The organism is Halomonas sp. (assembly GCF_052095695.1).
In the GTDB taxonomy this organism is placed as follows: domain Bacteria; phylum Pseudomonadota; class Gammaproteobacteria; order Pseudomonadales; family Halomonadaceae; genus Vreelandella.
This window is the reverse complement of the sequence record NZ_JBQDLQ010000049.1, coordinates 1-10765: the sequence shown is the minus strand read 5'-3', so window position 1 is coordinate 10765 and position 10765 is coordinate 1. Positions and strand designations below refer to the sequence as shown.

9 protein-coding genes are annotated in these 10765 nt (G+C 53.5%); 6 read left to right on the top strand and 3 right to left on the bottom strand.

Annotated features, from left to right (window positions below):
* Positions 1 to 1126, top strand: a 1126-nt coding sequence (gene ftsZ / locus ACTH5D_RS11165) for a cell division protein FtsZ (RefSeq protein WP_441671214.1), incomplete at its 5' end; no start/stop codon positions are given.
* Positions 1127 to 1260: 134 nt separating this feature from the next.
* Positions 1261 to 2172, top strand: a complete 912-nt coding sequence (gene lpxC, locus ACTH5D_RS11160) for a UDP-3-O-acyl-N-acetylglucosamine deacetylase (protein ID WP_441671212.1) — start codon at positions 1261 to 1263, stop codon at positions 2170 to 2172.
* Positions 2173 to 2290: 118 nt separating this feature from the next.
* On the opposite strand, the gene ACTH5D_RS11155 is transcribed toward lpxC, so the two are convergent.
* On the bottom strand, positions 2291 to 2755 hold the full coding sequence (locus tag ACTH5D_RS11155; RefSeq protein WP_441671210.1) for a DUF721 domain-containing protein: 465 nt from the start codon (positions 2753 to 2755) through the stop codon (positions 2291 to 2293).
* Between the two features lie 97 nt (positions 2756 to 2852).
* Here ACTH5D_RS11155 and ACTH5D_RS11150 point away from each other — a divergent pair, with 97 nt between their 5' ends.
* The 4 genes from ACTH5D_RS11150 to ACTH5D_RS11135 all read left to right on the top strand — a co-directional run bounded on the left by ACTH5D_RS11150 (position 2853) and on the right by ACTH5D_RS11135 (position 8371).
* A complete protein-coding gene (locus tag ACTH5D_RS11150) occupies positions 2853 to 3212 on the top strand; it encodes a hypothetical protein (protein ID WP_441671208.1) in 360 nt (119 codons plus the stop codon).
* 92 nt (positions 3213 to 3304) lie between these two features.
* Positions 3305 to 6037 carry a preprotein translocase subunit SecA gene (gene secA, locus ACTH5D_RS11145; RefSeq protein WP_441671206.1) on the top strand — a complete coding sequence of 911 codons (2733 nt, stop codon included), beginning with the start codon at positions 3305 to 3307 and terminating at the stop codon, positions 6035 to 6037.
* A gap of 43 nt (positions 6038 to 6080) precedes the next feature.
* Entirely contained in the window at positions 6081 to 7310 is a 1230-nt protein-coding gene (argJ, locus tag ACTH5D_RS11140) for a bifunctional glutamate N-acetyltransferase/amino-acid acetyltransferase ArgJ (RefSeq protein ID WP_441671204.1), read from the top strand.
* Between the two features lie 104 nt (positions 7311 to 7414).
* Positions 7415 to 8371, top strand: a complete 957-nt coding sequence (locus ACTH5D_RS11135) for a Nudix family hydrolase (protein WP_441671202.1) — start codon at positions 7415 to 7417, stop codon at positions 8369 to 8371.
* Between the two features lie 140 nt (positions 8372 to 8511).
* On the opposite strand, the gene ACTH5D_RS11130 is transcribed toward ACTH5D_RS11135, so the two are convergent.
* Positions 8512 to 9414, bottom strand: coding sequence for a carbon-nitrogen hydrolase (locus tag ACTH5D_RS11130; RefSeq protein ID WP_441671200.1), 903 nt, complete (start codon positions 9412 to 9414; stop codon positions 8512 to 8514).
* Between the two features lie 13 nt (positions 9415 to 9427).
* A complete protein-coding gene (locus ACTH5D_RS11125) occupies positions 9428 to 10477 on the bottom strand; it encodes an agmatine deiminase family protein (RefSeq protein WP_441671198.1) in 1050 nt (349 codons plus the stop codon).
* Positions 10478 to 10765 lie beyond the last annotated feature (288 nt).

Genomic DNA, 10765 nt, shown 5'->3' with positions numbered 1-10765 from the left:
TGTTGGCGGCGGTGGCGGCAATGCTGTAAACCACATGGTCGAAAGCAATATTGAGGGCGTAGAGTTTATTTGCGCCAATACTGACGCGCAGGCATTAAAGCGCGTGTCGGCTAAAACGGTATTGCAACTAGGCGGTGAGATCACTAAAGGATTGGGCGCAGGTGCCAATCCTGAAGTGGGCCGTCAGGCGGCCATGGAAGACCGAGAGCGCATTGCTGAATTGCTGGTAGGCGCCGACATGGTGTTTATCACTGCCGGTATGGGCGGTGGTACCGGCACTGGCGGTGCGCCGGTTGTGGCACAGGTCGCCAAGGAGCTGGGTATACTCACCGTTGCGGTGGTAACGCGCCCCTTCCCCTTTGAAGGGCCTAAGCGTATGCGTGCAGCTGAAGAGGGTATGAAAGAACTCTCTCAGCACGTTGATTCGTTGATTACGATCCCCAACGAAAAGCTGCTTTCTGTGCTGGGTAAAAGTGCCACGCTGTTGACAGCGTTTAGCGCCGCTAACGATGTGCTGCTTGGAGCGGTTCAGGGCATTGCTGAGCTGATCACTAGCCCGGGTATCATTAACGTCGACTTTGCAGATGTGCGCACGGTGATGTCCGAAATGGGCATGGCGATGATGGGCACCGGCGGCGCGACGGGTGAGAACCGTGCTCGTGAAGCGGCTGAAAAAGCGATCCGTAGCCCGCTATTGGAAGATATCGATCTTCATGGTGCGCGCGGTATTCTGGTTAACATTACTGCAGGACCTGATCTGTCGATTGGTGAGTTCAATGATGTGGGCGCGACGGTGCAAGAATTTGCTTCTCCAGACGCTACCATTGTTGTGGGCACCTCCATTGATATGGAAATGTCCGATGAGCTGCGTGTCACCGTTGTGGCTGCAGGCTTAGATGGCAATCACAAAGCGAAAACGGCTGCGCGTGAACCAGCACGTCGTTCGGCGGCCGAATCTTCATCTGACTATCGCAAACTGCAGCAGCCAACCGTGATGCGTCAGCAGGCGACGGCTCGCTCTGAAGCGCCTGACGCCAATGCTAAACCGCGTTCTGAAAAGCGCCGGTCGACTGAGGCCGATGACTATCTGGACATCCCTGCGTTTTTACGCCGCCAGGCAGATTAATCCTCTTTATCAGGCAAGCTTTAACAGTGAGCAAGCGTTTTATTGGCTAAAACGCTCGTTCACTGTTAAAGTGAACGCTGTTTGATAACTTTTTTCCTGCGATAATCACCGTCACAAGAGTACGACTACTATCCATGATCAGACAACGCACCCTTCAAAACGTCATTCGCGCTACCGGAGTGGGCCTGCATTCTGGCAAAAAAGTCCATCTGGCTTTGCGTCCGGCGCCAGCCAATACAGGGATTGTGTTTGTTAGAACCGATCTGGAACCCGTTGCGCAAGTGCCCGCAAAGGCTGAGCTGGTAGAAGATACTCGACTATGCACGGCGCTTTCTTATAACGGGGTTAAAGTAGCCACGGTTGAGCATTTAATGTCCGCCTTTGCAGGGCTCGGTATTGATAATGCTTACGTTGATGTAAGCGAGCCTGAAGTGCCCATTATGGATGGCAGCGCTAGCCCGTTCGTATTTTTGATTCAGTCTGCGGGTATTTTAGAGCAGGATGCGGCTAAGAAATTTATCCGTATCAAGCGTCGTGTCGCCGTCACCGATGGCGACAAAGAAGCCGTTTTTCTGCCCCATCAAGGATTTAAGGTCTCGTTCGCGATTGACTTTGATCATCCTGTGTTCGAACAGCAAAAGCAGACGGCGCTGATCGATTTTTCAACCACGTCGTTCGTTAAAGAAGTGTCGCGTGCACGTACCTTTGGTTTTATGCGTGATTTAGAGTTTTTGCGCTCTAATAATCTTGCGTTAGGCGGCAGTCTAGATAATGCGATCGTGGTAGATGATTATCGCATTGTTAACGAAGGTGGCCTGCGTTATGAAGACGAGTTTGTTAAGCATAAAGTCCTGGACGCGATTGGTGACTTATATCAGTTAGGCTATAGCCTGATTGGTGAGTTCCGAGGTGTGAAATCAGGTCATGCGCTTAATAATGAGCTGTGTCGAGAGCTAATGGCGCAGCCCGATGCTTACGAAATCATTACCTTTGAAGAAGAAAAAGCGGTTGCACCGATCTCCTATGCAGCCCCTGCAATGGCGTAAAGTAGACGTCCACTGTTGAATATTTAGTTGTCAATTTTATAAAGCACCACTCATGTGGTGCTTTATGCATTTCAGGCCCGCTTAAAGAGGTTAATTGTGTGTTCGGGAGGGCGGTTGCTTACTTGGTAGGTGGGCGGGCGTGTGAGGCAAGTCTTTCAAGAGCTCGTTTTAATGCGGGGTTGGTGGTGTCTTCGGCGCAATCAGCTAATGTTTTGCCAGCATTTAATGAAAGGCTGCGAGTATTGCGGGCAGGGGCGACAATGGGCCGTACAGGGCGAACTTTAAACGTGAAGCCATTCACGCCTTCAAAACCAGGCAGTTGGTGCAGCAGCTCTAGCAGACGGCGCTGTTCGAAGCGCAGCCAGGTCAGCCAACTGGCTTGACCGCTAATAACGGTTAAGCGTCCATCGCGAAAGCCACCCACAAAGATATGTTCGCGCATTTCTTCGGGTAAATGAGCGCGTAGGTGACGCTGCGCCTGATCGATTAAGCGAGATAGGCGCATTAACTGGCTAATATCACCGGACTTTGACAGCAGACGGGCGATGGGCTGTGCGTGAGAACGCTTAACCTTTATACTCATACACTTAATTCCTAGGTACCCCTAAATCGTCACATCGGCGGATTCAAGCCGATTACCCATTTGCAGAGCCTACCACGCTCAGGAGCCGGTCTACAGCATGTCGCCCACGCTTGAAGTACAAACTGCTTTGCCGCGGCGCCAACGCCGCTACGGTATAGCACGTTGGTGGCTGGCTGGCTTGCTAGTAAGTTGCCTTTTACCTGCGAGCTTAAGCCCCGCGGACGCTTTTCGCGGCGGCGAACGCAACGTTACTATCTGTTTTTGGGTGCCTGCTATTTTACGCGCCCAGTCGCACTGGGTTGCCAAAAGGCGTCGCGCACTGCGCCGCTGGTCTCAGCATCGCCGTAGTGTTACGCCTCTTCGGGCGCGATTTAACTGGCTTGCCCCGCTAATAGCCCTTGTCGCGGCGAGCGATGTTTTGACCCAGCGCGGTCCGCCCTCATGCCGAGTTCGTTAATAAGGCTACTTTGTCTCTGCTCTTGAATAAAAAGAGCTTGCAGAAAAAAAGGGTAGCTCCTGAGGGGGCGCTCGTGAATATCTGGATACTTCATGCTTAATAATTTGTTACGTAAAGTCGTCGGGTCTAAGAATGACCGCGAAGTAAAACGCATGCATAAAAATGTGCCGCAGATTAACGCTCTGGAAGCGGAGTTTGAGGCGCTTACCGACGCTGACTTACAGGGCAAGACTGCCGAGCTTCGTCAGCGCCTGGATGCGGGCGAGCCGTTAGATAGCTTGTTAGCGCCAGGGTTCGCTATCGTTCGCGAAGCCAGTAAGCGCGTGATGGGGATGCGCCACTTCGATGTCCAGATGGTTGGTGGGATGACGCTGCATCGTGGCCGTATCGCTGAAATGAAAACGGGCGAGGGTAAAACACTTGTCGCTACGTTGGCGGTTTATCTCAACGCGCTGACCAGTAAAGGCGTGCATGTCGTTACCGTGAATGATTACTTGGCGCGTCGTGATGCTGAGTGGATGCGTCCGCTTTATGAGTTTCTAGGCCTGAGCATAGGCGTTATTTTCTCTGGTCAAACCGGTGAGGAAAAGCGCCATGCTTATCAGTGCGATATAACCTACGGCACCAACAACGAGTTTGGCTTCGATTATCTGCGCGATAACATGGCATTCTCGTTGGAAGATAAGGTGCAGCGTGGCCTGCATTTCGCGATTGTCGATGAGGTTGACTCGATTCTTATCGATGAAGCGCGCACGCCGCTGATTATCTCTGGGGCGGTCGATGAAAATACCGATCTTTACCAAGTGGTTAACGTACTTGCCCAGCAGCTTGAGCAAGGCGAAGCATCTGAAGATGAAGATGCCCCGGTAACCGGCGACTTTGTGGTTGATGAAAAGCAAAAACAAGTCGAGCTGACCGAGCAGGGACACAACAAGGTTGAAGAGCTCATGCGAGCTGAAAACCTGCTAGGTGCAGAAGAGTCCCTTTACGCTGCACAAAACCTTAATTTGCTTCAGCATATGCATTCAGCGCTGCGTGCTCGCTATCTGTATAGCCGCGACGTTGACTACATTGTGTCGGAAGGTCAGGTGGTGATTGTTGATGAGCACACCGGCCGCTCAATGCCTGGTCGCCGCTGGTCGGAAGGCTTGCATCAAGCCGTTGAGGCAAAGGAAGGCGTCACCGTGCAGCGTGAAAGCCAAACGCTGGCATCGACCACTTTCCAGAATTACTTCCGGCTGTACGAGAAATTAGCCGGGATGACGGGCACGGCCGATACTGAAGCGTTTGAATTCCGCCAGATTTATGGCCTAGACGTGATCGTTATCCCGACCAATCGGGCGTTGGCGCGTAAAGACCTGAATGACTTGGTTTACTTGAGCGCTGAAGAAAAATATGAAGCGATCATTAAGGATGTAAGAACGGAGACAGAAGCCGGGCGCCCGGTCTTGGTCGGTACTGCTTCGATTGAAACATCGGAATATCTGGCCACGCTGATGCGAGAAGCAGGACTTACGTTTAACGTCCTTAATGCTAAGCAGCACCAAAGTGAAGCCGAAATTATTGCCCAAGCAGGCCGCCCTGGTGCGATTACGATTGCTACCAACATGGCGGGTCGTGGTACCGACATAATGCTGGGGGGTAACTGGGAGGCTGAAGTTGCCAAACTCCAGAACCCTAGCCAAGCGCAAATTGATGAATTGAAGACCGAGTGGCAGGTGCGTCATGATGGCGTGTTGGCTGCTGGTGGTTTATACGTGGTGGGTTCTGAGCGTCACGAGTCACGGCGTATCGACAATCAGCTGCGCGGACGTGCTGGGCGTCAAGGCGATCCTGGTTCAACGCGTTTCTTCCTATCGCTTGAAGATAGCTTGATGCGTTTGTTCGGCTCTGATCGTGTCAAACGCTTGATGCAGGCATTAGGTCTTGAGCGCGGTGAAGCAATTGAGCATAAGATGGTGTCCAACGCTGTTGAACGTGCGCAAAAGAAAGTCGAAGGCCGCAACTTCGATATTCGTAAGCAGCTGTTGGAATACGATGACGTTGCCAACGATCAGCGTCGTGTGATCTATGAGCAGCGTAATGACATTCTTGCGGCCGACAACGTCGCTGACGCCGTTATTGGTATTCGTGAAGAGGTAATGGAAGAGGCGATTAGCGACTATGTACCTCCTCAGAGTCTGCCTGAGCAGTGGGATTTGCCTGGCTTAGAAGCGCATCTCAAAACGGAATTTAATCTTGATGTGCCCGTCGTTAAATGGGCTGCAGAAGATGAGCGTTTCAGCGAGGAGCAACTGCGCGAGCGCCTGCAAACGATGCACCGTGAAGCTTATGCCGCCAAAATTGATGCGGCGGGTGAAAAGCTCATTCGGCGCTTTGAGAAGCAGGTAATGCTGCAAGTGCTAGACACTCGCTGGAAAGAGCACCTGCAGTCAATGGACCACCTGCGTCGCGGCATTCACCTGCGCGGCTATGCTCAAAAGAACCCCAAGCAGGAATATAAGCGCGAATCGTTCGAGCTATTCCAGCACCTGCTGACCCATATCAAGGCCGACGTAACGCGTATTCTTAGTCACGTTCAGGTACGTCAACCTGAAGAGGTAGATGCCCTTGAGCGTAGCCGGCGTGAAACATTGGAGCGCGAAGCGACCACCGCGGCAAGCCGACATGATGACCCTGCTGACGAACCGCTGGAAAACGCCCAAGACGAGCCAGTCGTTGATGGACAGCCCGTGCGTCGGGAAGGACCTAAAGTAGGTCGCAACGATCCATGTTTTTGTGGCTCTGGTAAGAAGTACAAACAGTGCTGCGGCAAGCTGAGCTAACCGCGAAAGCGTCTCAATATGGGTCTGCCTAAAGGAGAGAATCATGGCAGTTGGAAATGTTCCTTTTCCAGAGATGCTGCCCCTCAGTGGGGTGCGCCTGGGAACGGCTATGGCGGGTATTAAAAAGCCGGGTCGTCGTGATTTAGTCGTCATTGAGCTACCTGAATCAGCAACGGTATCCGGTGTCTTTACCCGCAATGCCTTTTGTGCAGCACCTGTGGCAGTGGCGAAGCAGCACCTTGAGCACTGCCGTGTTCAGGGGCGCTCTCCACGCTTTTGGCTGATTAATACCGGAAATGCAAACGCCGGTACCGGTGAAACAGGCATGCGCGATGCCCACGCCAGCTGTGCAGCGCTTGCTGAGCAGGTAGGTGTTTCGGCGCAGGATGTCTTGCCGTTTTCAACCGGTGTGATTGGTGAGCCGCTACCGATGGATCGCCTGTTGGCGGGCTTTGTCCCCGCCCTTGAAAGCCTCTCCAGTGACGGTGTCGCCTGGCAGCATGCGGGCCAGGGAATTTTAACGACCGATACCCGGGCGAAAGGTGCAACCGAGACGCTGGAGGTTCATGGCCAGCAGGTGACGATTAACGGCATTACCAAAGGGTCGGGCATGATTAAGCCCAACATGGCGACCATGTTGGGGTTTGTGGTGACTGACGCTGCCATTGAGACGCCGTTGTTAGATCGCCTGCTGCGCGAGACAGTCGACCACTCGTTTAACTGCATCACCGTGGACAGCGATACGTCGACCAATGATGCCTGCATGTTAGCGGCCACCGGCACGGGGCCTAGCATTGTCGATGAGGGTGACGTGTCAGCATTCCGCGATGCGTTGCAGGTGGTGATGACAGAGCTTGCTCAGGCGATTATTCGCGATGCAGAAGGGGCAACGAAGTTTGTGACGCTTCACGTTGATGGGGCCAACAGCCGCCAAGAGGCGCTTGATGTGGCTTTCACGGTTGCGCATTCGCCGCTGGTAAAAACCGCGCTGTATGCCTCGGATGCTAACTGGGGGCGTATTTTAGCGGCAGTGGGTAGGGCACCTGTCAGCGATTTTGACGTTAATCGTGTGGTGATTGATTTAGGCGACGTTCGCTTAGTAGAAAATGGCGGATGTGCAGCCAGCTACACCGAAGCAGCGGGAAGTGCAGTGATGGCGCAGTCTGAAATTGCTATTCGCATTGATTTGGGACGCGGTGACGAAAGTGCCACGGTGTGGACGTCTGATCTCTCCCATGACTATGTGTCTATCAACGCGGATTACCGTAGCTAACGAATTACCTCCAGCGCTGACGCGATGGCTGGGGTAAAGGGCAAACGCAGTGAGATAGCAGCGGCGGCAGTAGCGTCGCTGCGCAGACAGTGGATAAAGACGCAATGAGTGTAAAGGTGAAACGGCGGGTTCACGTCGCGGCGGCTGCAATTGTGAGCGCCGATCGGAAGCAAGTATTGATCGCTCGTCGGCCGTCAAACGTTGACCATGGCGGGCTATGGGAATTTCCGGGGGGCAAGCTTGCACCTTACGAAACCGGGCTTGAAGGTCTCAAGCGTGAGTTGCATGAAGAGCTTGGGATTGAAATTATCTGTGCCCAGCCACTGATTCGCGTGAACCATGAGTATCCTGACAAGCATATTTTGTTGGATGTATGGCAGGTGCATGAGTTTGCTGGCGAACCTTTTGGCCGTGAAGGGCAGGCGGTTCGCTGGGTGCCCATGAGCGAGCTTTCAAACTATCCCTTCCCCGCTGCTAATTTGCCTATCTTGCGTGCAGTCAGACTGCCCACTGAGTACCTGATCACTGGGGAAGAAGCTGACGATGCGCGGTTTGATGCATTTTTAGAGCGTGCGCTGCGCGAAGACCATGTTCGCTTGGTTCAATTGCGCGCAAAGCAGCTGAACGGTGCGGCCTACGTTGCGCGCGCAAAGCGAGCCTTGCAAATGTGTCGCGAGCACGGCGCGCGATTACTTCTCAATGGTGAACCAGCGCTGCTAGAGGAGGTTGATGCCGACGGTATTCATCTGACCAGCGAACGTTTAATGCAGCTTGAGCGTCGTCCCATTGCGGAAAATAAATGGCTATCTGCGTCAACACATAACCAAACACAGCTGAACAAAGCGGCGGTTTTAGGCTGCGACTTTGTCAGCCTCTCGCCGTTACGTACCACGCCCTCGCATCCGGAAGTTTCACCGCTTGGGTGGCATGATTTCCAGCAATTGGTTGAGCGTGCAGGTATGCCCGTTTTTGCACTGGGAGGCATGACCCGCTTTGACGCGAATCATGCGCGCGCCGTGGGTGCTCAAGGTATTGCATCGATTCGCGATTTCTGGAAGTAATCTACCCGCTAGCCAATCGCCAGTGTGGTATGAAAAACGCCTGCCCCTATCTTCATTGGGGCAGCTTCATTGGGGCAGGCGTTTTTGTATGCGAGTGAAACGAATGTTGCGTTTAACGTATGAAGAACATTCGGCTTTACCTAGTCACGATAGCGGCGGGTCATATCTGCGTAGGCATCCACGCGACGGTCTCGCAGATAAGGCCATATGCGTCGCGTGTTTTCACTGCGTGCCATATCCAGTGTCACCACTAGCTGCGCCGCCTCTTCTTTTGCATGCGCTAATAACTCCCCCTGCGGTCCGCAAATAAAGCTACCGCCCCAGAACTGAATGCCGACACCGACGCCTGAGTGGTCTGCTTCAAATCCTACCCGGTTAGCTACTATCACAGGCAGGCCATTCGCCACGCCGTGAGCGCGCTGAATAATTGTCCAAGCATCTTTCTGGCGGAATTGCTCGGCTTCGTCGTCGCTTGGGTCCCAGCCAATCGCCGTCGGATAAAGCAATAAGTCCGCGCCCGCGAGAGCCATCAGCCGCGCTGCTTCTGGATACCACTGATCCCAGCAGACCAACACGCCCAAGCGCCCTAGAGAGGTTTCAATCGGCGTAAATCCTTCGCCGCGTGCGCTGTCGTAATCACCTGGAGTGAAGTAAAACTTCTCGTAAAAGCCTGGGTCATCGGGGATATGCATTTTGCGATACTGACCTACGCGGCCTTTAGCCCGGTCATATACCACTGCCGTATTGTGATATAGGCCTGGCGCGCGACGTTCAAATAGCGAGCCGACCAGCACAATATCAAGCTCCTGGGCAAGCGTGGCCAGTCGCTGTCCCGTTGGCCCATCAAGCGGTTCCGCCAAGTCGAACAGCGCAGGATCCTCAAACTGGCAAAAATAATGGGTGGCATGTAGCTCTTGAAGCAACACCAGTTGAGCACCTTGGCGAACGGCATCGCGAATACCTTGCTCGCTCACGGCTAGGCTTTGTGCTTTATCTGGCCAAGCGTGCTGCTGAACAACGCCTGCGGTTAGCGTAGTCGACATGATGACTCCTTTATCAAGTAGTGAGCGCTGCCAGTGTGCCTTGAGGTAGCTGCATGGTTAAGCAGTGTAGGCTGCCGTGTTGGCGAATAACGTTATTGCACTCAATCGGGATAAGCGTGTGCTCAGGAAAAGCTAACGCTAGCGCCTGAAGTGCTGCGACGTCGGCTGGGTCACCATAGGTGGGTACCAGTACGGCTTGATTGATGATCAAAAAGTTAGCGTACGTCGCCGGTAGGCGATGGCCGTCGTCTGGATCGAAGCAGGCCTGTGGCCAGGGCAGCGCAATAAGACGGTAGGGTTCGCCATTACGTTGTCGAAAATGTTGAAGCTCTTGCTCCATCGCCGCTAATGCCGGGTAGTGTGCGTCATTAGGATCAGCGCAACGCACATAGGCAATGGTCGCCGGATCACAGAAGCGTGCGAGCGTATCAATATGGCTGTCGGTGTCATCACCTTCTAGATGGCCGTTAGCCAGCCACAGCACGCGGTCAACGCCAAAATCTGCCGCCAGCTGTGCTTCTACGTCTGTACGCGAGAGCGTGGGATTGCGATTAGCGTTCAGTAAGCAGGCTTCGGTGGTCAGTAAGGTGCCTTCGCCATCTGTTTCGATACCGCCGCCTTCCAGTACTATATCCCGCGACGCTAAGGGGCATGACCAAACGCCTGCGTCAGCAAGTCGCTGAGTCAACTGATTATCGTGCTCAGCAGGAAACTTACCGCCCCAGCCTGTGAAGGTGAAATCGAGCATTAGTCGCTGGCCATCTTCGTCTACGACGGTAATCGGCCCATGATCCCGCGCCCAGGTATCATCGGTGGGTGCAACGATCAGCAGCAGTCGTTCACTCGGCACTTGATAGGCCGCGAACGTGGCCGCTAAGCGTTTTTTTATCAGCTCATTCGGTACGCAAATAAGGACGCGCTGATAGCGCGTAGTGGCCACTACAATGCGTTCAAGAGTTGCTTCGATGCAAGCAAGTAAGGGCGCCCAGTCGCCGTCGTGACGAGGCCAAGTAAGCTGAATACCATCCTGTGGATGCCATTCGGGTAGTAAGCGATAAGTCATAGTAGCCAACGTGTTGAATGCTCTTTGCGAAGAGTGTATCGAGTAGCTTGCAGGCAGCCTCTAGAAACACTAGCTTACTCTGCGACAAGCAGTAAATCGCCGCAATGTAGGCGGTGGCGAGGTAAGTTGCAAGCATGCGTTGTGAACCCTCACGGTGTAGACCGCTCTAATGGCTGTTTGAGCATGCAGAGACATTAAAAAAACCGTACCATGAGCGCTTATTGATAAGGAATCACGCCATGCTTGATCGTTTGCCTTTTCTGGTGGGGCTGCGCTACGTGCGCGCTA

Coding starts and splice junctions, on each gene's coding strand:
- lpxC (WP_441671212.1), top strand. CDS start 1,261: ATGATCAGACAACGCACCCTTCAAAACGTCATTCGCGCTACCGGAGTG.
- ACTH5D_RS11155 (WP_441671210.1), bottom strand. CDS start 2,755: ATGAGTATAAAGGTTAAGCGTTCTCACGCACAGCCCATCGCCCGTCTG.
- ACTH5D_RS11150 (WP_441671208.1), top strand. CDS start 2,853: ATGTCGCCCACGCTTGAAGTACAAACTGCTTTGCCGCGGCGCCAACGC.
- secA (WP_441671206.1), top strand. CDS start 3,305: ATGCTTAATAATTTGTTACGTAAAGTCGTCGGGTCTAAGAATGACCGC.
- argJ (WP_441671204.1), top strand. CDS start 6,081: ATGGCAGTTGGAAATGTTCCTTTTCCAGAGATGCTGCCCCTCAGTGGG.
- ACTH5D_RS11135 (WP_441671202.1), top strand. CDS start 7,415: ATGAGTGTAAAGGTGAAACGGCGGGTTCACGTCGCGGCGGCTGCAATT.
- ACTH5D_RS11130 (WP_441671200.1), bottom strand. CDS start 9,414: ATGTCGACTACGCTAACCGCAGGCGTTGTTCAGCAGCACGCTTGGCCA.
- ACTH5D_RS11125 (WP_441671198.1), bottom strand. CDS start 10,477: ATGACTTATCGCTTACTACCCGAATGGCATCCACAGGATGGTATTCAG.